The sequence below is a fragment of the Listeria weihenstephanensis genome (assembly GCF_003534205.1).
Taxonomy (GTDB): domain Bacteria; phylum Bacillota; class Bacilli; order Lactobacillales; family Listeriaceae; genus Listeria_A; species Listeria_A weihenstephanensis.
Window position 1 is genome coordinate 2,829,618 of sequence record NZ_CP011102.1, and the last position, 24,658, is coordinate 2,854,275.

The window sequence follows — 24,658 nt, forward strand, 5'->3', positions numbered from 1 at the left end:
ATTTACAAAAACGCTTTAACCTGCTAATATGGTAATACAATAAAGTTAACGTAAAAAGGAGCTCAGAAATATGAAATGGAATCGAAATTTACCTACTGGAACCAGAGATAAACTTTTTAAAGAAGCGGCGGCGGCTTATGATATGGAACATCTGGTGAATCGGTCGTTTCATGCGCGCGGATATCAGAGAATTGAAACGCCTGTCATCGAATTTGATGATGTTTTCTCGGCGATTAATGATGTAAATCTGTACCGTTTTTTCGATAAAAAGGGGCGTTTGACAGTTTTGCGGCCAGATATGACGTCGCCGATTGGTCGGGTGATTAGTACGACAGGTGTGACGCCGCCGCTCAAGCTTTCGTATAGCGGTAAGGTGTTTCGGGCGAATGAGGAATTGGCTGGGGAACGCAATGAAATGACGCAGGCTGGGATTGAAATTATCGGGTTTGCTTCTATTAAAGCGGAGATTGAGTGCATTACGAGTGCGATTGTGGTTTTGAAGCAGCTGGGGATTAGTGATTTCCAAATTGAGATTGGGCACGCGGCGATTTATCAGGCTGTGATTCAGACGCTGGATTTGCAAGGTAGCGACGAGGAAGCTTTTCGCCAAGTGTTGCAGAATAAGAGTTTGTTTGGGATTCGGGCGTTTGTGGAAAGCCATCCGAGTGTGATGGATGATTTTATTTTGGCATTGCCGCGCTTGTTTGGTTCGGTGGACACGATTCGGGAGGCGCAGGCGTTGACGGACAATGTCGTTATTTTGGAGGCATTGGCGCAGATGGAGACGATTATTGAGGTCGTGGATGTGCCGGAGCATTTGTCGGTGGATATTGGCTTGGTGCAGGAGCTTCATTATTATACGGGCGCGATTTTCCGTGGTTATGCGGATATGTCGGCGGTTCATTTTTTGAGCGGTGGTCGGTACGATTCGCTTTTCGCTGAGTTTGGGGAGGATAATTGGCCTGCTGTTGGGTTAGCGCTGAATTTGGATGAGATTGTGTCACTGAAACGGCGGTCGTTGAAAGAAGACAAGCCGGACGCGAAAACGTTTATTCATTATTCGCTTGAAACGATGCATCTGGCGGAAGAAATTCTGGCTAAGACGCCAAACAGTTCGCTTAGTTTTTTCGATCAGTTGTCGGAGAGCGTTGCCTTTGCGAAGAAATGGCAATTTAGTCGAATCATTGATGTGAGCGATCATACGGTGCGCGAGATTGATCCAGAAAAGGAGGTTTTGACATGAAATCACTGCAAATTGCCTTGACGAAAGGACGCTTGGAGAAGTCGGCGGTAGCACTTTTTGAGCAGGCTGGTGTGGATTGTACGATGCTACATGAGAAGAGTCGGAAGCTTATTTTTAAGAGTGAGGACGCGCCGTATTCGTTTATTTTGGCGAAGGCGCCGGACGTGACGACGTATGTGAAGCATGGTGTTGCGGATATCGGGATTGTTGGGAAAGACGTGCTGATGGAGCAGGATAAGGAGCATTACGAGATGCTGGATTTGAAAATTGGGCGGTGTCAGTTCTGCCTTGCGTCGACGCCCAGCTACGATCCTAGTGATTATAGGCGCAAAATTATCGCGACGAAATACCCGACGGTGGCGACGAAATATTTTCGCGAACGTGGCGAGGATGTCGAGATTATCAAAATTGAAGGGTCGGTTGAGATGGCACCGATTCTGGGACTTGCCGATGCGATTATTGATATTGTAGAAACGGGATCGACGCTACGTGAGAACGGATTGGTTATTTTTGATACAATGTACGATATTTCGGCGCGGCTCATCGTGAATAAGGCGTCGCTGAAACGGAATAAAGCGCAAATTTTTGAATTAATTGATTTGTTGGAGAGCACGCTTGAGGAGGACGCGAAATGAGGTTTATTTCTGGGGATAAAGAGGCGATATTGGAGCAATTACATAGCGCGACGAGTGCGGATACGCAAGTCGAGACCGAGGCTTCTGTCAAAGTGATTATCGAGGATGTGAAAGCGAATGGTGACGCGGCGCTTTTTAGACTGACGGAGCAATTTGACGGGGTTCGATTAACGGATTTTAGAGTGGCGCAAAGTTTGCTGGACAATGCTTTGGATCACGTGGAAGCTGATTTTATCAAGGCGTTGGAACAGGCGAAGGTGAATATCCTGTCTTACCACCAAAAGCAGAAGCAGTCTGGATTTGTGGACACGGAGAAACACGGCGTGATGCGCGGTCAGCTCGTTCGTCCGCTTGAAACGGCTGGGATTTATGTTCCCGGTGGTACGGCCGCTTATCCTTCTTCCGTATTGATGAACATTTTACCTGCCAAAATTGCTGGGGTTCCGCGGATTATTATGGTGACACCGCCTGGAAAAGATGGCTTGAATCCGTATATTCTAGCTGCTGCGAAAATTGCGGGTGCGGATGAAGTGTATCAAATCGGGGGCGCGCAAGCCGTTGCTGCTCTCGCGTTCGGGACTGAATCGATTCCAAAAGTAGATAAGATTGTTGGACCGGGTAATATTTTTGTGGCGCTAGCGAAACGGGAAGTGTTTGGCATCGTGGATATCGATATGATTGCCGGGCCTTCGGAGGTTGTCGTGGTCGCGGACGCCACGGCGAATCCTCGTTTTGTTGCTGCGGATTTATTGTCGCAAGCGGAGCATGATACGTTGGCGCGCGCGATTCTCATTACGACGAGTGAAGCGTTTGGTCAAGCCGTTGCTTCCGAAGTGGAAAAGCAGCTTCCAACCCTGCCGCGCGAGGAGATTGCTCGGGCTTCGATTACCAATTTTGGTCAGGTGATTGTTGCTGAATCTGTGGAAATCGCGTTCGATATTATGAATGAGATTGCGCCGGAGCATCTCGAAATCCAGTTGGAGAACCCGATGGATTATCTGAGTTATGTTAAAAATGCTGGCTCGGTTTTCTTGGGCGCTTATGCCTCCGAACCGCTTGGTGACTATTTTGCAGGACCGAATCACGTGTTGCCGACGAGTGGAACGGCGCGATTCTTCTCCCCGCTCGGTGTCGCTGATTTCTGCAAACGTACCTCGTTTATTTCTTACACAAAAGACGCGCTGGCGAAGGAAAAAGATGCGATTGTACTGCTCGCTGAAAAGGAAGGCTTGACGGCGCACGCTCGCGCTATCGAAATTCGATTTGAGGAGGATGACGAAGATGAGAACAGCTAAAATAGAACGGAAAACCGCGGAAACATCGATTAAAATGGAGGTTTATTTGGATCAGCCGGAGAAATGCGAGATTAACACTGGGGTTGGCTTTCTTGATCACATGTTGACTTTATTTGCGAGGCATAGTCGGATTGGATTTGTTTGTGAGGCGATTGGGGATCTGGATGTCGATTCGCACCACACGGCGGAAGATGTCGGGATTGTGCTCGGCCAATGTTTGAAGGAAGCTCTTGGCGATAAAGCTGGGATTAATCGTTATGGTTCGGAATATGTGCCGATGGATGAGTCACTTGGCTTTGTGGCGCTTGATCTCAGCGGGCGTTCGTACCTCGTTTTTGATGCTTCGTTTGATAATCCGAAACTTGGTGATTTCGATACGGAATTGGTCGAGGAATTCTTTCAAGCGGTGGCGTTTAATGCAGCGATGAACCTGCATTGTCGCGTGCTTTACGGCAAAAATACGCATCACAAAATTGAGGCACTGTTTAAGGCGTTTGGGCGTGCTCTGCGTCAAGCGATCACGGTAAATCCTGATATTCAAGGGGTCAACTCGACGAAAGGTGTGCTGTAAATGCAGATTGCGATTATTGATTATGACGCTGGCAATACGAAAAGTGTGAGCAAGGCGCTCGATTTTATCGGGATTGAAAATACGATAACGGCTGTGAAAAAGACGATTTTGGAGGCAGATGGCATTATTTTGCCGGGTGTTGGTGCGTTTCCGCAAGCGATGGCGGCACTCGAAGAACGCGATTTAATTGCTGTTCTGCAAGAGGCTGTCGCGCACGGAAAACCGCTACTTGGGGTTTGTCTCGGAATGCAATTATTGCTTGATTCTAGTGAAGAATTTGGCTATACGCAGGGACTTGGACTCATTCCGGGTCACGCGAAATTGCTGCCAGACACAGCGAAAATTCCACATATGGGCTGGAATCAGTTGGAAGTGAAGCAGGACTCGCCGTTAACGCGGGATCAGGATGGTAATTTTGTGTATTACGTGCATTCTTATTACGCGGTTTGCGATGCTAAGTACGTGATGGCGTCCAGTGATTATTCTGTGGAAATTCCCGGTATTATCGCCAATGAGAACGTATATGGCGCCCAGTTTCACCCTGAAAAAAGTGGACAAGCAGGACTCGAAATTTTACAAGGATTTAAGGAGGTAATCACATGCGCATCTTCCCAGCAATAGATTTGAAAAACGGTCGTTGTGTGCGGCTATATCAAGGCGACTTCGCACAGGAAACCGTTGTAAACCCTGACCCCATCGCCCAAGCCACGGCGTTTAGTGAACAAGGCGCAACCTATTTACATATTGTTGATTTGGATGGGGCGCTTGAAGGAAAACCGATTAATCTAGACGTGATTCGTGCCATGAAAAAAGCCGCTGGACTCCCCGTCCAAGTTGGTGGCGGCATTCGAACGATGAAACAAATCACGTTTTATCTCGAAGACGCTGGTATCGATCGTGTTATTATCGGCTCGGCAGCACTGGAAAACCCTGATTTAGTTCGTGACGCGGTGAAGCTTTATGGTGATAAAATTGCGGTCGGAATTGACGCGAAAAATGGCTTTGTTGCAACGTCTGGTTGGCTTGACGTGAGCGCTACGGATTACTTGACGTTCGCAAAAGAAGTCGAAAAAAGCGGCGTTCAAACGATTATTTTTACGGATATCGCAAAAGATGGTACGCTCGAAGGTCCGAATTTGGAGCAACTTCAAGCTTTGCAAAAGGCGGTAAGTGTTGATATTATCGCATCTGGTGGCGTGAGTAATAAACAGGATTTGGTGCAACTTTCCGAGCTCGGTTTATACGGTGCAATCTGCGGTAAAGCTTTGTATAACGGCAATATTTCGATGGCAGAAATTACGGAGGTGGAGAATCTTGCTGACTAAACGAATCATTCCATGCCTAGACGTGACGGATGGACGCGTCGTAAAAGGCATCAATTTCGTATCGCTAACCGATGTTGGTGATCCTGTCGAAATCGCCAAAGCCTACAATGAAGCTGGCGCGGACGAGCTCGTTTTCCTTGATATCACCGCAACCCATGAAGAACGCCGCACGATGATCGATGTCGTCGAACGCACTGCAGAACAAGTCTTCATCCCGCTGACTGTCGGCGGTGGCATCCATTCCGTCGCGAACATGAAAGCCTTACTTCAAGCTGGCGCGGATAAAATTTCACTGAATTCTGCGGCTCTCAAAAATCCCGATTTAATCGCGGAAGGCGCTGCCAAATTCGGCAATCAATGCATCGTTGTTGCCATCGATGCCAAATTTCACGCGGAAGATGATTCTTGGCACGTTTACAGTCGCGGCGGGCGTGAGGACACTGGTCTTGACGCCATCCAATGGGCAAAAAAAGCCGTCTCACTCGGCGCCGGCGAAATCCTGCTAACGAGCATGGACGGCGACGGTACCAAAGACGGTTACGATATCGCACTCACCGACGCGATTTGTAAAGCTGTCTCCGTTCCCGTCATCGCATCAGGCGGTTGCGGAAACGCCGATCACATGGCAGAAGTATTCGCCAAAACAGGCGCTGACGCCGCACTTGCCGCTTCGATTTTCCATTACGGCGAAATGACGATTCCAGAAGTCAAACAAATTTTGCAAGAGAAAGGAGTTGCGATTCGGCCATGACACTCAACTTTTCCAAAGGCCTCATCCCCGCGATTATCGTGGAAGACACGACTGGCGATGTCCTCATGCTTGCCTATATGAACGCCGAAAGCTACCAGAAGACGCTCGACACGAACACGACTTGGTTTTTCTCCCGTTCTCGTAACGAACTCTGGAATAAAGGCGCGACATCTGGCCATTTTCAACACGTCAAAGAAATCCGCTCCGACTGCGACAACGACACACTCCTGATCCGCGTCGACCAAATCGGAGCCGCCTGCCACACTGGCGCGCACAGCTGTTTCTTCAATCTAGAAAAGGAAGTGACCGAAAAATGACGATTCTAACCGAACTTTACAATCAAATCAACGACCGCAAAACCACGCCAAAAGAAGGCTCCTACACCAACTATCTATTCGACCGCGGACTCGATAAAATTTTGAAAAAAGTGGGCGAAGAGACAACTGAGGTAGTCATCGCTGCGAAAAATAACGACAACGCGGAACTCACATCCGAGCTCGCCGACCTGACCTACCACGTCCTCGTTTTGCTGGCAGAGAAAGGCCTAACACCCGACGACATCGCACGCGAACTCGAAAAACGCGAAGGCAAAATCAGCGTCACGAAAGACCGCAAGCCAATCGACGAATTATAAGGAGGCTCACACATGGTAAAATCATCGCTAAACACCCTATCCGCCTATAAACCAGGCAAGCCACTAGAAGAAGTCCGCCGCGAACTCGGACTCAAAAAAATCACAAAACTAGCATCCAATGAAAACCCGTTCGGCACATCAAAAGCCGTCACGCGAATCCTCAAGGAAGGCACGATGGACCTATCCTACTATCCCGACGGTGCCGGCCGAATTTTGCGCGAAAACATCGCCACTTTTCACGGCGTCGCGACAGATAATATCCTGCTCGGTTCCGGCCTCGATGACGTTATCCAAATCATCTCGCGCGCCATCCTAGAACCCGGTGACAACATCATCGAAGCCGCGCCGACCTTCTCCCAATACTCCCTTCATGCCACAATCGAAGGCGCCGAAACGCAGCGCATCCCAGTCGATGAGACAACCGGAAAATCCGACCTCATCGCCATGGCAAGCGCCGTCAATCCGCGTACAAAAATCATCTGGCTCTGCAACCCAAACAACCCGACAGGCACCATCTCCACCCAACAAGAAGTCCTAACTCTACTCGAATCCGTGCCCAAAGACGTCCTCGTAATCAGCGACGAAGCCTATTTCGAATACGCCACAACCGCAGAATACCCAGACACATTCGCGCTCCTAGACCAATTTCCAAATCTCATCATCATGCGCACCTTCTCCAAAATTTACGGCTTAGCAGGCTTGCGCATCGGATACGCGATCATCCCAGACGCCCTAAAAGAGCCTCTCAACATCGTGCGGCTCCCGTTCAATACATCATCCATCGCCCAATCCGCCGCAACCGCCGCACTCGCCGACCAAACCTTCGTCGAAAAATGCGTCACGTCCAACACCGAAGGCCTAAAGCAATGGTACGACTTCTTAGACACGCGCGGCCTAGCCTACTACAAATCCGACGCCAACTTCATCTTTTTCGACACCCAGCGCGACGCCACCGAACTTTTCAACCAACTACTCCAAAAAGGCTACATTGTGCGCGCCGGACTAAAACCAAATTGGCTACGAATCACCATCGGATCTGAAATAGAAAACCGCGAATGCATCCAAGCCCTAGCATCCATTTTAGATGAAAAATAACCCGTTTTAACACATCTCTAACCCCACTCTCATCACATTCTCATCTAAATTACTAACCTGACAAAACTGTCACATTAACGATGAAAAATGTAAGCCAAAGCGATGTTTTAAGTTTCTATTTCGAGCTATACTTACTTTATCGGAGCAAACCATCTTTTCCCCAAGATGCGTGGTGGTAACGATAAATAAGCTTTCTTTTAAAGTCTAATACACGCTTCAAAAGAAAACTCATAACCTATTCAATATGGACGAGCATGACTCGCTTTGCTCTATATGGCGAATAATCCTATATCATAAAATTTCCCTGATATCCCTTTTTATATCGGTGCCACCACACACTCCAAAATATATCCCTAGCACATGCGCTCCCCCGCATGTGCTTTTTTGTCGAGATTATGAGGCAAAATCCCAATTCCCTTAAAGTGTTTTATTACTTTAGCCAGGCTTACATATTGATTACTTCTTTTTCTAACAGCATTAAATACATATTTGATTCCCTGCAATAGAGCTATCTTGCTCGAGTACTTATCGCTTTTTATGCCTCATTTGCCAATACTACATCAAATGCGGTTATCGTTGTAAATACATAATAAAAATTATTAGTCCATATTCCTAAAATATGCCCTTCTGACTTTAACCATTTTAATTATAGCTCCTGCCCCTACTACTAAAACCAATAGAGCCAAGATAATCCGGTAGAATAAAGGCACCTTTTCAATAAATATAGGCATGAACAGAGATTGAAAGAAAATTATAAGAAACATAAAACAGATGCAAACTAAAATAAGTAAAGAGTATATTAGTGTTTTTTTCAAAAAAGCTCGCCCGCCTCTTCATTTGATTTTTTGTAACATAAATAAAACGGCTATGAACCGGATAACTCACTAATCATGCTAATACAATCTATCGCTGAAACTAAAAAAATAGCTAGACCAGTATAATCTAGTTTCTATCCATCAAATTTTTATAGCAAATCCTACTCTATAAGTTTCTCGTACTTCCTCTATGAAGCCTATTCACTAATCGTTACTAATGATAGGATAACACAAGAGGCCTGTTCTATCTTATCTAATTCATAAATTAATATTCAATTTCTCCTCTTTTTCACATTTTTGTCACTAAAAATTATTTTTTTATATCCACTGTTGCAAATTTTTACTCCACATAAATCCTTGATTAAGAGATTCGGATACATCAGACATATATCTGGACACTCCAAAATATATCCCCCGCATGTGTTTTTTTTGTCTTGATGATATGCGATATAATCCGGCGACAAGCGTTCGATTTGTTGGTAGCAAAATTTAGATCTTACCCAAAATGCGATTCTTAATTACCTATTTATTCCTCTTTCTCAAAAAATAAACAACAAAATTCAAAACCAATCCAATCCCTGCAACGCCAACAGCAAGAAGCATTAACTCTGACTTAGTATTAAAATAACTCGCTAAATTTACAATGAAAAGTAACGACCACAACACTGTTAGCAAGATAAGATTCCATTTTGACGCAAAAAAACGATTCATAGCTGCACACTTCCCTTATTTTATAATCAAGCTAAAACGACTTTCCAACATTCTCCTCTACCCACTTATCCAGACTCTCTTTAGGATAATAGACATCGTCACCAATTTTGATCGACGGTAAAGCGCCTTTCTCCATTAACATTGCCATAGCTTCTTCCGTCACGCCTAAATAGGAAGCAACATCTTCTTCAAAAAGCATTTGCGTATCTGTATCCACTAAACTAACGCCAATAGACGCGCCATCATCCATAAGCCCTAACTGATCCAAATTATCCTCTGAATCAGATTGGCCACCACCGATCATCATTCCAGCAACAAGAATACAAATCCCAATAATCCACGCATGTTTATTTTTCATATCTGCTTACGCTCCCTTTTCATGTTGTCATCAAATCAAAGCGGCTTCACAACAGTTGGCTGATAATCAATCAAAATCATCGACCGCTCTCCCGCCTCATCGCCTGCACCCTTACGAACCGCGCTCACATAATGGCTCACCGCCACATCCGCAACCCCGTAAGACTCCAAGCTTTTAGTCAACGCAAAATCTGCGAAAATATGCCCCGCATCGATATCTTCTGGGAACTGATCCACATCATCCACCGTCGCAATCACATTCTCTCCACCAATAACATTCTGGCGCCTCACTAAATGCGCAAACGTAAACGGCTCCCCGTCTCGATGCAAACAATTCGGCGACGAAACCGCCTCGTCCCCATCACGCTCCACCTTCAACTTCACAAAATGCACACCCACATTCACCGGCATCACCATATCCCGCTCATCCCAATACGTCTGCGCAAAATCAAACTGAATTATCCGCTTCAAAAGCTCATTTTCAAGCATCTCCTGTTGCAACATCGGAAAACTACGGTACGCATCCTTAAACTCCGGATTAAACACCCCTTGAAAATACTCCGCAACCTCTTCCCCATCTGCATTCACCATCGCGGGCAACCACTCCACTTGCTCCGTCCACGGCAAAATAACCGCACGCGAAAAACGGCGATAACGATGAAGCCCACTAGCATAAGCATCCACTGGCAAATCCTCAAAAGCGCGCTCAATCTCAGCAAATTGCTCGGCGATCCACGCCTCATCCTTACTATATAAATGGCCAATATCCGCCCCAGCATCAAACCGAATAAAGCCTTTTTCTAACATTTCATTCTTATACACAAAACATTCCTCATTTCTTTTCAGATCTCACTTTTATTGTAACATTCCAGCAGCATCCAAAGAAAGCGTTTTTAAATTGCGCATCTTATTGAAAAAATCAGAAAAATTGTTTTTTTACCTTGTATCCTTGACGTATTTCATGTAAACTAACATTATAAGTGAAATTTCAGAACTAACAAATCCTGAAAAATAAGAAGAAACGCGAAGACCAATATTCCATTGCATGATACGTTTATTCTCACTTAAAATTATACCCATGAGGAGCGATTTAATATGGTACAACCCACATTAACAAAAGAAGTTGAAGCAGCACAAGATTACACAGCACGTATCTTTGAAACCGTGAAAAAACGCAATCCTTCCGAGAGTGAATTTCATCAAGCGGTCGAAGAATTTTTACAATCTTTAGTGCCAGTTTTAGCGAAAGAGCCTAAATACGAGGCAGCTGGAATTCTAGAAAGATTGACCGAGCCAGAAAGACTAATTACATTCCGCGTTCCTTGGGTAGACGATAACGGCAATGTCAAGGTCAACCGTGGTTTCCGCGTACAGTTCAATAGCGCTATCGGTCCATATAAAGGCGGACTTCGTTTCCATCCATCCGTAAACGGCAGCATCGTCAAATTTCTTGGATTCGAGCAAATCTTTAAAAACTCCTTAACTGGCTTGCCAATCGGTGGCGGTAAAGGTGGTTCCGACTTTGATCCTAAAGGCAAAACAGACAACGAAGTCATGCGTTTCTGCCAAAGCTTCATGTCCGAATTACAGAAATACATCGGTCCAAATACCGACGTTCCAGCAGGTGATATTGGTGTCGGCGCCCGCGAAATCGGCTTCCTATTTGGCCAATACAAACGCCTAAACGCCTTCGATGCCGGTACATTAACAGGTAAAGGCCTCAATTACGGCGGAAGTTTAACACGTACCGAAGCCACAGGTTACGGCGTGGTCTACTTCACACAAGAAATGTTACAGGACAAAGGCGATTCCCTGCGAGGCAAGAAAGTCGTTGTTTCGGGATCAGGTAACGTCGCGATTTATGCCATCGAAAAAGCCCACGAACTTGGCGCAACCGTTATTGCATGTAGCGATTCAAGTGGCTATGTCCTAGACGAAAACGGCATCAACGTCGCAACCGTCAAACAATTAAAAGAACAAGAACGCAAACGCATCAGCGAATACACCAAACATCATCCAAATGCATCATTCGTTGCAAATGGTGATATCTGGTCTCTACCATGCGACATTGCTTTACCATGTGCGACACAAAATGAAATCAATGCCGATCAAGCAACTGTACTCGTTCAAAATGGCGTTATCGCTGTAGCAGAAGGCGCAAACATGCCGTCTACACTCGATGCCGTGGCAATTTTCCAAGATAATAACGTATTATTCGGACCTGCCAAAGCTGCAAATGCTGGCGGAGTTGCCGTATCAGCGCTAGAAATGGCTCAAAACAGCATCCGGATGAGCTGGACTTTTGAAGAAGTTGATTCTCACTTGAAATCGATCATGAAAAATATCTACAAAAACGCTAGCGCCACAGCAAACGCGTACGATAAAGCTGGAAATCTTGTAGTTGGTTCTAACATCGCAGGCTTCCTCAAAGTTGCCGATAGCATGTTGACAGAAGGTATTATTTAAACGACTTAAAGACCGAATAATGACGGGCGACTTTTCCCTCACTATTCGGTCTTTTTTCTACTATATTCTAATGTATTCGCCTCGATATGACGCGTCAATGTACTTCCTGCACCAACAACGGCATTCGCGCCGATACTGATATTTGGCACCACGACACTCCCGGCACCAATCAATACGTTATCTTCCACCGTGCATCCGCCTGTCACAACACTCCCCGGAGCAAAATGAACAAAATTCCCAACCGAAATATCATGTTCCACAGTAGCACCGCTGTTTACAATAACATGTTTTCCGAGCACCGTATTCGCCTGAACAATCGATCCTGCCATCACCAAGCTACCCTCGCCGATTTCCACTGTTGCTTCGATAAACGCAGTCGGATGAACAATAACCGCAAATTTTTTCCCAGCCAAAGCCAACGTTCGAGCGATTTTTTTCCGAATCTCATTATCACCAATCGCTACAAAAAAGACAATATCGGCATCCATTTGCGTCAAGCTCTGCAATTTTTCGTCCACTGCTGTGTAGAGAATCCCTTCTTGCGCCACGGATTCACGATACTTATCATCCCATACCTCGGTCAGCCGATATGTCCCACTCTCCCGAACGATATTCTGAACCATTTTACTATGCCCGCCGTCGCCAATAATAATGAGTGATGCCACCGACGATGCTTTTTTTCTAAATAAAAATGGTGCCACCTTCCGTATATCCCCCCATTTCATAAACAATACATCACGAAACGGTACTTTATATTTCCGCTTAAACCAAACCAGCATGGTCATGCCACAAAAAGCATACGAAACCACAGAAGCAAACGCAGAACCATAAATATGAAACGATGGAATGAGCGCCACGTTCAAGCCGATATTCAGTAGCACGCTAATGAGCAATGTGATGAAGTAAAAGCGCCATCCACCATTTGCCGAAAACAGCGTCCCAATAATTTTCGTATAGACCATAAAAGGCACCGCCAAAAACATCAATACAACAATCGGATACGCCGCTACAAAATCGGAGCCAAATAATAATCCTAATATCGGTTTTCCAAGAATAATCACCATAATCGCAACGAGAACAACCGCCGTGAAACCTAACCGAATCGAAAATGTCATCCGTTTAATATCATCTTTTCGTGCATTATGATGAAACATGACCTCTTTAAAAATATCCGGAATCATCCACGAATACTCCGCAAGTGCCACACCCGTGCTATACAACCCAATATGATAAAAATCCACAGACATCATTTTCAAAATAATAATATCTGCTTGGTAATTAATCGCGATCAAAAAAGAGGTTAACAACGGCAGAAAGGCCAGCGCTGTCATCTTCTTATATTTCACCGGAACAATCGTGAACTTGAAATCCTTATCCCATAGCGACATTAAAGATAAAACCATCGATACATAACTTTTCAATCCGAAAATAATCAAAATCAGGTACAAATTTTCACTCGTCATAAAAAAAGCGAGGGTAATCAATGCCGTATTGATAAGCGACGAGATAATAATAATCACCGACTGCTGCTTCAAATTTTCCACTAGATTAATCTGCGTCACTTGCAAATTCAACACATTCACACTAATCAGCAATGCGCTTAGACCTACAATCATATCTTTTGTGAAGATCAGAATAAGCATAGAAATAATCAAATACAGGAAAAACTGGAGGAAAGAATAGCTCACAAAAAGGTTTTTCGCACGCTTATCTTGTTTTCTAAAATGCGGATAAATGAGCGAAATACCTAAATTCAGAATCGTCGTCCCGACAATCACAACATTGACGATGAACATATATTCCCCGCGCATCGCAGGTCCAAAGTATCTCGCTACCAGCATCAAACTAATGATGCCATTAAAAACAACGAACCCCTTTTTAACAAAGGTCAGGAAGAATGCATTATTGAACATATTTGAAGCGAAACTCATAGCGCTATTTCCTGCGTGCGAATCACGCGAGCTGGCACGCCACCAATAATCGTATGTGGCTCAAAATTCTTCGTTACTACCGCGTTGGCCCCAACAGTTGTACCTTCTGCCACCGTAACTCCCGCATTAATCACCGCATGACTTGCGAGCCACGAACCTTTTCCAATGACGACACCATCCGGCTTGGAATCCATGGAAACCGCACCATTTTCATACACGTGTTTCGACGTCACAATCACACACATCGGCCCAACGGAAACATTGCGCTCAATCTTCAACCCGCCCGTACCGTTCAAATAACATTGGTGCGCAATATACACATCATCGCTAATACTAATGAGGTCCGGACGATTAATAATAACCCGCGACCCGATCCGAAAATTAGACCCACACTGCTTGAAAAACGGACGCATCAACCGACCACGAATTTTCGTCGTGATATCTGTATTAGGCATCCACGCAGTCAATAATTGAATACCGTGCATTGGCAAAACATATCGGAAAAATAGTTTTTTCTTATTCATAATGAACATCTCCTAAACGTTTCTTGTAAACAATTTTGCGATTCACATAGTACACAATTAAAAACAGCGCCAAGTTATAACTCAAATCATTGATAATATTCATCGTATTCTGCCCCATCAACATCCCCATTCGCGTACAAACTAAGGTCAGAAAATAAAACATCTCGATCGAACGCGTCTGATCAATTTTGGATTGAATGAAATAAGCGAGACAAACCACTAAAACAGACAGCAACGGCGACAATAAATAACCGAAAAACAAGTTCCCTTGCCCGATCATTGGCAAAATTTGCGTCGCATGATCCGAATAAAAATAACGTTGATTAAAGAAAATATTCGAATACTCAAACGGCAAATCTTTCACCAACATATTAACCCCGATCATCGGTCTGAAAATATCGAAAAACAGCACACTCCAATTTTGCGCTTCTGGATAAATCAGCTTCGTTTCAAGCGCCATCGCCACATTATATGGTCCGCCAAAATACACTTGTAAATTATCCGTGAAATCCGTAACCCCACTCGTACCACCCGATATCGAGGCAATATTTCGCACCGTACTCATAATCAAAAGAATTCCAACGAGCATTCCGACGACAAGAAGAACCACAAGTTTGAAATACTTCGGAAACAACAATCGAAATGTCACTAAACTAACAATCGCAACTAACACAATATCTGAACGATTCGTACCGATAAATATTCCAATATTAGCAAATAAAGCACCTATCGCAATCCACACATAGAGTAACTGACTCGTTGCCCGATGCCTCTTATGCGCCCACCACGTAACCATAATGAACACAAGCTGCTTCGCTAAAATAAACATATAACCGCCGAGCATCACCATCACATTACTATCTTCCATCACATCCACCAAATCAGGTTTTGGAATAAAGAAGCTAATCGATGAAATGACATTTGGTATTCCCAGCGCCGCAACAATAGCCACGACGATAAATACAGCATAGCCAAAATAACTTTTCGTTTCATCAAATGGTTGCTGCGTATTTCTCGGTTTGTATTTCTTATTTTGGAAGTAATCCAGTATTCCGATGACAATCGTCACGACAATAAGCTCATACACCATTAAATAAATCGCCGTTTCCATCGAGCTTGCAAGCGGCGGTTCCGGTGATCTGCCTCCATAATAATCATTGAACACGATAAAATAAGGCAACACGACAAATCTAGCAAATCCAATTCCCGTAAAAACAATGAGAAACACTTTGAACCGCTGAAATAAGGCTCTCGAAAAGACTAGCAAGAAACAAATTGTGAACGTCAATGGTAATAAATAGAGTCGCTCATAACCACTTGCATTGATATTTCCTGCCACATAGAAAGTGACAAAACCACCAATGCCGAGCATGATTACATTTACTGCTATAACGTAGAATTGTTTAGGAATTTTTATTGGCATATTTATTCATACATCCTTCAAATTATTTGCTGAGAATATTCTTCACTGCTTCGATTACATATTCCTGTTCTTCTTGCGTCATCTGCGTACTGGACGGAAGGCATAACCCTGTCTCGTACAACTTTGTCGCCACATCTCCTGCTTCATCTGCATAAAACGGCGCATCTTGGAAAAGTGGTTGCTGATGCATCGGCTTCCATAATAAGCGACTATCGATTCCCTTGCCCCTCAATAACTCCATCACCATTTCCGGTGTTTTCCCAACCTCGTCCACACAGAAAGTCATGGTCGAAAGCCACCGATTTCCTGTTGCATCATCCAATTCCGGCATCATGACAACACTCGGAACATCCGTTAATCCTGACTCATACGCTGCAAATATCTCCTGTTTTTTAGCCACCCGATCATTCAAAACGTCCATTTGCGCGATTCCAATCCCAGCAAGCACGTTACTCAAACGATAATTATAACCAACTTGGTGATGTAAATAATACGGCGCATCCTCTTTCGACTGGCTAGCTAAAAAACGAGCTTCTGCGATTTTCTCCGGTTGCTTAGCGACTAAAGCACCGCCACCCGATGTCGTAATGATTTTATTCCCATTAAAAGAGAAAATACCAAGGTCGCCAAGCGTTCCAAGCGGAGCATTTCGATACGTGCCGCCAAGTGCCTCCGCCGCATCTTCTACAATAGGAACACCGTATTCGTTAGCCAAAGCGATGATTTCGTCCATTTGAGCTGATTGCCCGTAAATATGCACAACGATGATTGCTTTTGGCAGTTGCTTCTTTTGTCGCGCGTCTTCTAGTGCTGTTTTGAGAGCAAATGGGGACATGCACCAAGTCTCTTCCTCCGAATCGATAAATACCGGTTTCGCGCCAAGATACAACGCTGGGTTAATGCTGGCGACAAATGTAAAAGTAGAGCAAAATACCGTATCGCCCGCACCAACATTTAAAAGTTGAAGCGCTAAATGAATGGCTGCCGTTCCAGAAGAAACAACCGCCGCCTCGGAAACATGATTATACGATGCGATACTTGCTTCAAAGCCGTCTACATTCGAGCCCAATGGCGCAATCCAATTTTCCTGAAAAGCCTTCTGAATATATTTTTCTTCCATACCACTCATGTGAGGTACTGCTAAGGGAATCATCTTTTTTGTTTTAAGCATGTTTAATCTCGTCCAACCTTTCCATCGTCACTTGCTCTGACGTATTCACATTTTCTCGACGAATCACTTTCAAAATCGTTTTTTTGTAGATGCGCATATCTAGTTTAAGTGACTGATTTTCGACATAATAGAGGTCTAATTGAAACTTCTCCTGCCAGCTGATACTATTGCGTCCGTTCACTTGCGCCCAACCGCTGAGACCTGGCTTCGTATCGTGACGTTTCTTCTCTTCCTCTGAGTAAAAAGCGAGGTATTCTTTTAGCAATGGTCGTGGTCCGATAAAATTCATATCGCCCTTGATCACATTAATTAATTGTGGCAACTCGTCCAAACTCAACTTCCGTAATGTGTTACCAAATGGATGAAGCCGTTCGTTATCCGGTAACAACTGACCTTCCGCGTCCCGTTCATCTGTCATTGTTTTAAACTTATATATCTTGAAAATCTTTTCGTGCAAACCTACGCGTTCTTGCGAAAAGATAATTTTCCTGTCTAATTTCACCCATACGAGTACGGCGATGACTAGTAACAATGGCGCTAGTAACAATAACATCACGATGGCCAGGCACCGATCCATATTATTTTTCCATTTCATATACATCTTGCTTATCGACCTCCGTTTCTCTGTACACACTATCTAACTGGTGCCAAATAATTTCAGATCTAAATTCTCTACCCACTCGCATGCGCCCGTTTCTACTAAACTTGTCGGCCAAATCGGTATCTTCAAGTAACGTCATCAGCGCTTTTTTCATATCCGCTACATGACCCGCCTCAACTAGTAGTCCCGTTTCATTCGGGATAATCGCGTCTTTTGCTCCCGTCACATTCGTTGTAATAACAGGCACATTAGCCGCAGCTGCCTCTAAAATGACATTTCCAAAGCCCTCACGATAAGTCGGTAAAATAAACACGTCCATCAAGCGGTAATAAGAAGCTGTTTTAGGGACAAATCCGGTTTTGATGATATCTGGATGCTCCTCGATGCGCTTTTCCGTTAGTGGCGAAACCATATCACCCTCTTCAAAATCACCAACTAAGAGTAGCTTAAGATTCTCGTGTTCCTCAGAAAGTTCCGTGAAAGCCGCCACCAAATCATCAATGCCTTTGTCTTTCGTCAACCGTCCTACATAACCAATGACCTTGCGCCGATTATCTGGCGAGTATTGTTTCTTCAGATGCGCTACCTCCACCACGTCTAACTGAAATTCTGCTAAATCTAGGCCGTTATAACTCCCAGATCCCAACACGTGAATTTTCTCTCGCGGTGCTAGCCGTTCTTCCACCAAAACTTCCTTCAAACTAGAGCTAACTGCAAGGCATGTCGTGCTCAGTTTGCATACTAATTTTTCAATAAAGTGTAGTAGCTTTCGTTTTTTCCCTGTACACGTCTCAAATCTTAGTCCAATCACCGAGTAAATTCGCATCGGTGTACGTGTCAGAAATGCTGCTATCATGCACAGTAAGCTGGCTTTTGGTGTGGATACGTTGGTGATGTCTGGTCTCACTTTTAAATAAATCATGATGATTCGGAGCAAGGAGAGCAAATCGGAAAATGGTGCTATTTCGCGCGTCATTCGTACGTTGTGCACCGTGATATTCTCCGGTAGCATCCGATCTATCTCTCCACTCGGCGAACAAATCAAATGGATGTCGTAGCCTTGTTTGCTAAAGTATTCTAGCTGTCCTCGGAGAAGTTGGAGGCTGATCGATGACGTCACGCCCATGAGTAATTTGGCCATATTATAGTCTCCAGTAGTCGATATGACTTGGTTTTTCCGCGCTATTTAACGCACCTTTCACATCCATGAAAATCCCGCCTGGCGTGACTAAATCGGCTAGGCCTTCCCAACCAGCTGTTAGATACTCGGCGTGTGGCACTGCCATAATAACCGCGTGACTTGGTTTCAACTCCGTAAAAGCTACGAGTTCATCGTCAAGCTTCGTTCCTTCCGCCGCCAATTCTGTATCTGAAAGTTGAACCTCGATGCCAAATTGCTTTAATTCCGCGATAATATCCATCACTTTGGAGTTCCTCATATCAGGAACATTCTCTTTAAAAGTCACCCCTAGAATCGTCACCACGCTATTTTTTATTGGTAAATCAGCGGCAATCATTTTTTTGATGAGAGCAGACACGATAAAATGGCTCATACCATCATTAATTCGGCGACCAGCTAAAATCATATGTGGATCGTAGCCAAGCATCTGCGCCTTGTGTGTTAGATAATAAGGATCGACGCTGATACAATGCCCACCAACAAGACCTGGTGCGAAGGGTAGGAAATTCCACTTCGTTTTCGCTGCGGCTAACACTTCGGACGTATCAATTTCTAACCGATCAAATATCATCGCAAATTCGTTCATGAGTGCGATATTTAGATCTCGTTGCGTATTCTCAATCACTTTCGCGGCTTCCGCTACCTTGATACTGCTTGCTTTATAGACATCCGCCTGAATCACCGACTTATACGTCTCATAAATAATTTCTGTTACCGCTTCTGTTTGACCAGATACAATTTTGTTAATAGAGGAAAAGGTGTTCTTCTTATCACCGGGGTTAATTCGTTCTGGGGAATAGCCTACATAAAAGTCTTGACCTGCTTTTAATTGGGCGTATTTTTCGAGGACTGGCACACATTCTTCTTCGGTCACGCCGGGGTACACTGTCGATTCATACACGACAATCGTTCCCGCTGTTAAATTCTCGCCAATGGTCTTGGAGACACTAATTAACGGCGCTAAATTCGGTTGTTTATCGTTGGTAATCGGGGTTGGTACAGCGACAATAATAAAATCGCATGCCTGTAATTTCGTTGCATCTGACGTAAAGTCAATCCTTGCTTGTTTCAGGTTTTCCGTCGTTACTTCTTTTGTCATATCACTATTATTTTGAAGGGCTTGGATACGCTCTTGATTAATATCGAATCCGACGACGTTTTCCTTTTGTCCGAAGGCTACCGCTACTGGTAAGCCGACATAGCCTAGACCTACGACTGCAATTTTCCTAGCCATTATTATAATTCCTCATTTCGTTTGTTGTGTATGGTGTTTTTAAAATCCTGAAAGAATTGTTGTCTGATTTCTTGTAACCGCCCACTCTGAAAAGCTGCAGCTCTTTCAAAAGCCAACCTAGCATATCGTCGCCGTTTTCCTTGATTGGTCCCGAGTTTGACTATTTTGCCCGCTAGTCCAGCAATGTCGTTCGGCTCGTGCAGTTGTTCCTTCGTGATGAGTTCTGGAATACCGCCGACGTTCGATCCTAAACAACTGCAACCTCTTGATAAGGCTTCAATTAATGCTCTTCCTTGCCCTTCTGTTTTACTTGGCATCAGGAAAATATCGATATCATCCAACCATTCGTAGACGCCATGATGGGGCAATGTTCCCGAAAAAACGACGTGTTCTGTTAATCCTAGTTGCTCGATCGTTTCAAGCCAATCTTCTTTCGACCCACGCCCTAAAATTCGAAATTCGAATGGCGGTAAGTCTGATTGAATACTTGCAAGCGCTTGGAAGGCTGTTTCAAAACCTTTATAAGGCGATGATAACGAACCATTCATGCCGATAATTAGTTTTTCTGCTGGTTTCGCATTTCTTTCTTGGCGTCGCTCGATGGTTTCCATTGCTAGCTTGGGAAGTTCTACATTGGAACAAGATACGCTGTGAGCCTTTGTCGGATAACGTTCTTGCAAGTGCCTATCCGTGATATAAAGCGTATGTTGAGATTCTCTAACGCTTCGCTTCATTTTCCGTTCTGCAAAAGGGGCGTACAATTTCCCTTTCCAATCGCCGTACGTCGCCATGGCGTTATAAGCATCGCCAACGACTTCAATACAGTAAGGCGTCTTCGTTTTCCGAGCTGCTTTGACTGCCATATAGCCGATTTCTGAAGGTAAGCGAGCGATGACTCCATCGGCTTTTTCAACCGCCGCGAGTACCGTTTCGTATCCTCGTGGAAATGGTGTGAAAGCCCTGATTCCATATGGATTTGGCATACCTTCAAACGCGACATTTTCTCCACTTGAAAGATTTAAAAACTTCGTATCCAAATCACCTAATGGCTCCACGCGTGCAATGACGGTGAGTTGATCCACATGCGCCACATAACGTTCCCAATTGCTATACGAGAAAGCCACTTCCGAGTAAACTTGCCCGTCTTCTGCCTCTAAAAATCGATTATCATGTGCAAACAACCAGTTCAAACTACTCACCGCCTAGACTTTCAAATTATTTTTTGCTTGCGTTACGTGGTTACTATTTGCAAGGGCTATCATCTCATTGCGCAGTTCTGCTTTTGTCCATGAGTCATTATTTTCTAAAATAGTGTGCAACGTTTCAAAACTCACAAATTTTGTTTTACCCACGTAGATTTTGGGATATATTTGTTTAGGCTCTAACTCATTCTCTAGCAATAACTCTTCATATAGTTTTTCGCCTGGACGCAAACCGGTAAATTTAATTTCGATGTCGTCTAAAGAATAACCAGATAATCGGATGACATTTTTCGCTAAATCTAGAATTTTGACTTCCTCGCCCATATCTAGGACAAAGATTTCGCCGCCTTGTGAGAAAACTCCAGCTTGTAAAACGAGGCTCGCCGCTTCGGGAATTGTCATGAAAAATCTCGTCATCTGCGGATCTGTTACCGTTACCGGACCACCTTTAGCGATTTGCTTTTTGAACATTGGGACAACACTGCCACGACTACCAAGCACATTTCCAAAACGGACCGCCGCGAATTTCGTATCACTTTTTTGCGCGAATTCTTGGATAACCATTTCACACATTCGTTTAGATGCACCCATGACACCTGTTGGATTTACCGCTTTATCCGATGAGATCATCACAAACGATTGTACGCCGAATCGATCAGCTGCTTCACTAATATTTCTTGTTCCAATCACATTGTTGTTGATGGCTTCATGTGGATTTGCTTCCATCAACGTCACGTGTTTATGCGCTGCCGCGTGATAGATCGCATTTGGGGCGTATTCTTCCACGATTTCGTGCATTTGTTGGCGATTTTTGATATCTGCAATAATCGGTACAAGTGTTGTATTCCCAGCCTTTTCGCGCAACTCCTGCTCAATCAGATAAATACTATTCTCACCGTGACCGAGCAAGATGAGCGATTTCGGTTCATATTTTAGCAACTGGCGACACATCTCCGAACCGATGGAACCTCCTGCACCTGTGATCAGTACCGTTTGCTGATGCAATTGTCGTTTTATATCCGCATCATTTAATTGAACTGGTTCACGATTTAACAAAGATTGTGTTGGAATATCTGCTAAATCGATGAGCGGCTCATTTTTTAAAAGTAAGTCCTCGATGCATGGAATTCGTCTCAACTCTACATCAGCAAGCTTACAAAGGCTTTCTATTCTTGTAAAAGCAACTCGCCCCATGTTGGTAATGGCGACAATAACCAGCTTTATATCATATAACTTGATCAACCGTTGTAAGTCTGATAAAGTTCCGATAACTGAAACACCAGCTAGGCTAACGTCTTGTTTCTCTTTTGCATCATCTAGAAAACCAAGTATTTTAAATGTTCCCTCTTGTTCTTTCATGATTTTCTTAGCGATAATATGGCCAGTGTCACCCGCACCTAGTATTAACGTATTTTTTACTTGTTGAAAGTTAGTCTGTTCCATTTATAAACGCATCCTTATCATTTAATAGACGTAATAGTTTTTGCCTTGGCCTTGTTTTTTTACATCATTTAGAATATATCCCATGACTTTACTATTAGATTGTTCTAGTATTTGTACACTTTTCTGAATCTCCGCTTTATATGTCTTGTATGCTCGTACGATAAGAAAAGTTCCATCTACCTTGCTTGCCAAAATGGGTCCATCAGCAATATCAATCAGTGGCGGACTGTCAATAAAAATGAGATCGTATTTCTGTTTGCATTCTTCTAGTAGTTTCTCAAGTTTGGTCGAGGAAAGTAATTCAGCGGGGTTAGGCGGAACGGGGCCACTTGGTAAAAAGTCGATATTGTATTCTTCAATCGGTTGAATGGATTCTTCCAATGTGTGTTGGTTAGCAAGCAATGTACTCAGTCCGACATTGTTTAACCTGCGAAATAGCTTGTCTTGCGTCGGTCGTCTCATATCGCCGTCAATCAGTAATACTTTCTTATTTTGCTGACCAAAAGTCATCGCGATGTTTGACGTGATTGTGGACTTGCCTTCTCCTGGAATACTTGATGTGATAAGATACACGTTATTTTGTCCCATGGAGACGAACTCGATATTCGTTCTAATAATCCGAAACTGTTCATTGACTGATTTATTTTCTCCCAACTGAGCTAGTCGATTCACTGGTGGTTTATTTTTTTTCCGAGATAGCGATAGCATACATTTACTCCTATCAAAATTGATTTATATTGCCTAAATGGGTGGCTTTAATAATCGCACGTAACTCTTTTTCATCTCTGATATTCTGCCTCATCGTTTCTTTGAGCACAATAATGGAGATAGCTACGAGGAGCCCGACGATGAATCCCACACCAATCACCAATGTTTGATTCGGCTTAACTGGTGACATATTTTCAGTCGGTTGTGTCAAAACTCGAATATTATTGGCAGACATAATTTTATCGGATTCTTTCGTTGCTATTTTGATCAGTTGTTGATTTATTTGTTTAGCTAGTTCACGATCTGCATTTAATACGTTGACAGTAAGCACTTGAGAGTCTTTCGAGTTCTCGATTAATATTTGTTTTGCTAGTTGCTCTGTTGATTCTGCTAAGTCTAAATTTTTGATTACCGTTTCTAAAACAGTTGGACTTACTAGGATGATTTTGTAGGTGTTAACTAACTGGATGTTACTCTGTGTTTCTGATGTTGTGGTTGTGTCGTTTTTGTGTTGTTCTTGTTTAATAACTAATTGTGATTGAGATTCATAGATTGGGGTCATAAACTCTTTTGAAATAACAAATCCGCTCATTGCACCAACGATACATAGGATAATGATGAGCCAGAACCATTTTTTTAATACATATAAAAAGTCTGCTAGTTCAATTGTTTTTTGCTCCAATGCTATTTAGCCTCCACTTTCCATGAAGCCTTTTTATCTGAGTCTTGGTCTTTGTAGGTGATTGTGTATGGTGCATTGCCGTTCACTGTGAAATAACCTGCGCCGCTGATGGACTTGCCTGGTTTGATTTTATCACCTAGGTTTTCACCTGGATAAATCGCTAATTTCTTGCCTTTGCTATCTTTAATCTCCATATCGATTGTTGTAAAGCCACGTGATGCAGCTGATTTATTTTCTACCTTCATATCTATTTTCATCACACTATCTTTGACGCCTTTGTCATTTTCTAAATAGGTGGATTTTTCAAATGTAACAATTAGCCCTAGAAAATCTACATGATCGCCTAGTTTGAATGTTTTTTGGTCTGTTGCTTTTACTGTTTCTTGTTGTGCTACTTGTTTTGTTTCTGTTTGATCTTTTTCTGATGATGGATTGCCGCATCCTGTAAGTGCTGATGTGAGACCGATTACTGCTACGAGTCCGATTGCTAATTTTTTCATTCTATTACCTCGCTTATTTTTATATACTAGGACGGAAAAAACTGTGTTTCCCGCCCTAGCTCGTTTTTTATTATTTTGTTAAAACCTTGCTGTATCAACTGATCTGTTGTTCTTGCTGTTAATTCTATTAAACCATTTTTGAGAATGGATTAGAAATCAGA

General features: G+C 43.7%; 25 protein-coding genes. 11 read left to right on the plus strand and 14 right to left on the minus strand.

All coding sequences use genetic code 11. From position 1 onward, the window contains the following. Positions 1–70: 70 nt before the first annotated feature. The 10 genes from hisZ to hisC are packed head-to-tail and all read left to right on the plus strand — an operon-like array spanning position 71 to position 7,549. Positions 71–1,243 (plus strand): ATP phosphoribosyltransferase regulatory subunit, encoded by a 1,173-nt coding sequence (gene hisZ, locus UE46_RS13670; RefSeq protein ID WP_036059946.1) that lies wholly within the window; start codon positions 71–73, stop codon positions 1,241–1,243. Continuing rightward, positions 1,240–1,878 (plus strand): ATP phosphoribosyltransferase, encoded by a 639-nt coding sequence (gene hisG, locus UE46_RS13675; RefSeq protein WP_036059943.1) that lies wholly within the window; start codon positions 1,240–1,242, stop codon positions 1,876–1,878. The genes hisZ and hisG overlap by 4 nt, the downstream gene beginning before the upstream one ends. Next, positions 1,875–3,173: a histidinol dehydrogenase gene (hisD, locus tag UE46_RS13680; RefSeq protein WP_036059942.1), complete on the plus strand. Its 1,299-nt coding sequence runs from the start codon at positions 1,875–1,877 to the stop codon at positions 3,171–3,173. Before hisG ends, hisD begins: the two co-directional genes overlap by 4 nt. Next, positions 3,160–3,744, plus strand: a complete 585-nt coding sequence (gene hisB / locus UE46_RS13685) for an imidazoleglycerol-phosphate dehydratase HisB (protein WP_036059941.1) — start codon at positions 3,160–3,162, stop codon at positions 3,742–3,744. Before hisD ends, hisB begins: the two co-directional genes overlap by 14 nt. Continuing rightward, a complete protein-coding gene (hisH, locus tag UE46_RS13690) occupies positions 3,745–4,365 on the plus strand; it encodes an imidazole glycerol phosphate synthase subunit HisH (protein WP_036059940.1) in 621 nt (206 codons plus the stop codon). Further along, the gene (gene hisA, locus UE46_RS13695; RefSeq protein ID WP_036059939.1) at positions 4,344–5,069 is read left to right on the plus strand and encodes a 1-(5-phosphoribosyl)-5-[(5-phosphoribosylamino)methylideneamino]imidazole-4-carboxamide isomerase; all 726 of its coding nucleotides are present in this window, start codon (positions 4,344–4,346) and stop codon (positions 5,067–5,069) included. Before hisH ends, hisA begins: the two co-directional genes overlap by 22 nt. Beyond that, positions 5,059–5,820 carry an imidazole glycerol phosphate synthase subunit HisF gene (gene hisF, locus UE46_RS13700; RefSeq protein ID WP_036059938.1) on the plus strand — a complete coding sequence of 254 codons (762 nt, stop codon included), beginning with the start codon at positions 5,059–5,061 and terminating at the stop codon, positions 5,818–5,820. The genes hisA and hisF overlap by 11 nt, the downstream gene beginning before the upstream one ends. Further along, positions 5,817–6,137: a phosphoribosyl-AMP cyclohydrolase gene (gene hisI / locus UE46_RS13705; RefSeq protein WP_036059936.1), complete on the plus strand. Its 321-nt coding sequence runs from the start codon at positions 5,817–5,819 to the stop codon at positions 6,135–6,137. Before hisF ends, hisI begins: the two co-directional genes overlap by 4 nt. 2 nt (positions 6,138–6,139) lie before the next feature. Further along, positions 6,140–6,454 carry a phosphoribosyl-ATP diphosphatase gene (hisE, locus tag UE46_RS13710; protein ID WP_036059979.1) on the plus strand — a complete coding sequence of 105 codons (315 nt, stop codon included), beginning with the start codon at positions 6,140–6,142 and terminating at the stop codon, positions 6,452–6,454. Between the two features lie 12 nt (positions 6,455–6,466). Further along, complete coding sequence (gene hisC, locus UE46_RS13715) at positions 6,467–7,549, plus strand: histidinol-phosphate transaminase (RefSeq protein ID WP_036059935.1); 1,083 nt, start codon at positions 6,467–6,469, stop codon at positions 7,547–7,549. A gap of 1,557 nt (positions 7,550–9,106) precedes the next feature. On the opposite strand, the gene UE46_RS13720 is transcribed toward hisC, so the two are convergent. After that, on the minus strand, positions 9,107–9,433 hold the full coding sequence (locus UE46_RS13720; protein ID WP_036059932.1) for a helix-turn-helix domain-containing protein: 327 nt from the start codon (positions 9,431–9,433) through the stop codon (positions 9,107–9,109). A gap of 35 nt (positions 9,434–9,468) precedes the next feature. Then, on the minus strand, positions 9,469–10,254 hold the full coding sequence (locus tag UE46_RS13725; protein WP_118907709.1) for a 2OG-Fe dioxygenase family protein: 786 nt from the start codon (positions 10,252–10,254) through the stop codon (positions 9,469–9,471). 273 nt (positions 10,255–10,527) lie between these two features. On the opposite strand from UE46_RS13725, the gene gdhA reads away from it, so the two are divergent. Further along, positions 10,528–11,898, plus strand: coding sequence for an NADP-specific glutamate dehydrogenase (gene gdhA / locus UE46_RS13730; RefSeq protein ID WP_036059931.1), 1,371 nt, complete (start codon positions 10,528–10,530; stop codon positions 11,896–11,898). Positions 11,899–11,939: 41 nt separating this feature from the next. On the opposite strand, the gene UE46_RS13735 is transcribed toward gdhA, so the two are convergent. From UE46_RS13735 to UE46_RS13790, 12 genes are read right to left on the minus strand one after another with little or no spacing between them, the layout of a single operon-like run. Continuing rightward, a complete protein-coding gene (locus tag UE46_RS13735) occupies positions 11,940–13,811 on the minus strand; it encodes a NeuD/PglB/VioB family sugar acetyltransferase (RefSeq protein WP_233230939.1) in 1,872 nt (623 codons plus the stop codon). A 14-nt stretch (positions 13,812–13,825) separates the two neighbouring features. Next, positions 13,826–14,353: an acyltransferase gene (locus UE46_RS13740; protein ID WP_036059929.1), complete on the minus strand. Its 528-nt coding sequence runs from the start codon at positions 14,351–14,353 to the stop codon at positions 13,826–13,828. Continuing rightward, positions 14,346–15,776 (minus strand): hypothetical protein, encoded by a 1,431-nt coding sequence (locus UE46_RS13745; RefSeq protein WP_036059928.1) that lies wholly within the window; start codon positions 15,774–15,776, stop codon positions 14,346–14,348. The genes UE46_RS13740 and UE46_RS13745 overlap by 8 nt, the downstream gene beginning before the upstream one ends. Before the next feature lie 22 nt (positions 15,777–15,798). After that, complete coding sequence (locus tag UE46_RS13750) at positions 15,799–16,947, minus strand: DegT/DnrJ/EryC1/StrS family aminotransferase (protein ID WP_036059927.1); 1,149 nt, start codon at positions 16,945–16,947, stop codon at positions 15,799–15,801. After that, entirely contained in the window at positions 16,940–17,548 is a 609-nt protein-coding gene (locus UE46_RS13755; RefSeq protein ID WP_118907711.1) for a sugar transferase, read from the minus strand. The genes UE46_RS13750 and UE46_RS13755 overlap by 8 nt, the downstream gene beginning before the upstream one ends. Next, positions 17,526–18,689, minus strand: a complete 1,164-nt coding sequence (locus UE46_RS13760; RefSeq protein WP_051492853.1) for a glycosyltransferase family 4 protein — start codon at positions 18,687–18,689, stop codon at positions 17,526–17,528. Before UE46_RS13760 ends, UE46_RS13755 begins: the two co-directional genes overlap by 23 nt. A 1-nt stretch (position 18,690) precedes the next feature. Further along, positions 18,691–19,962 carry a nucleotide sugar dehydrogenase gene (locus UE46_RS13765; RefSeq protein WP_036059926.1) on the minus strand — a complete coding sequence of 424 codons (1,272 nt, stop codon included), beginning with the start codon at positions 19,960–19,962 and terminating at the stop codon, positions 18,691–18,693. A 2-nt stretch (positions 19,963–19,964) separates the two neighbouring features. Continuing rightward, the gene (locus tag UE46_RS13770) at positions 19,965–21,152 is read right to left on the minus strand and encodes a glycosyltransferase family 4 protein (RefSeq protein ID WP_051492852.1); all 1,188 of its coding nucleotides are present in this window, start codon (positions 21,150–21,152) and stop codon (positions 19,965–19,967) included. Between the two features lie 12 nt (positions 21,153–21,164). Continuing rightward, on the minus strand, positions 21,165–22,607 hold the full coding sequence (locus tag UE46_RS13775; protein ID WP_118907712.1) for a polysaccharide biosynthesis protein: 1,443 nt from the start codon (positions 22,605–22,607) through the stop codon (positions 21,165–21,167). Between the two features lie 21 nt (positions 22,608–22,628). After that, positions 22,629–23,315 (minus strand): CpsD/CapB family tyrosine-protein kinase, encoded by a 687-nt coding sequence (locus UE46_RS13780; protein WP_036059925.1) that lies wholly within the window; start codon positions 23,313–23,315, stop codon positions 22,629–22,631. Positions 23,316–23,328: 13 nt separating this feature from the next. Next, the gene (locus UE46_RS13785) at positions 23,329–23,997 is read right to left on the minus strand and encodes a YveK family protein (RefSeq protein ID WP_233230940.1); all 669 of its coding nucleotides are present in this window, start codon (positions 23,995–23,997) and stop codon (positions 23,329–23,331) included. A gap of 2 nt (positions 23,998–23,999) precedes the next feature. Beyond that, complete coding sequence (locus UE46_RS13790) at positions 24,000–24,497, minus strand: DUF4352 domain-containing protein (protein WP_036059922.1); 498 nt, start codon at positions 24,495–24,497, stop codon at positions 24,000–24,002. Positions 24,498–24,658: the final 161 nt, after the last annotated feature.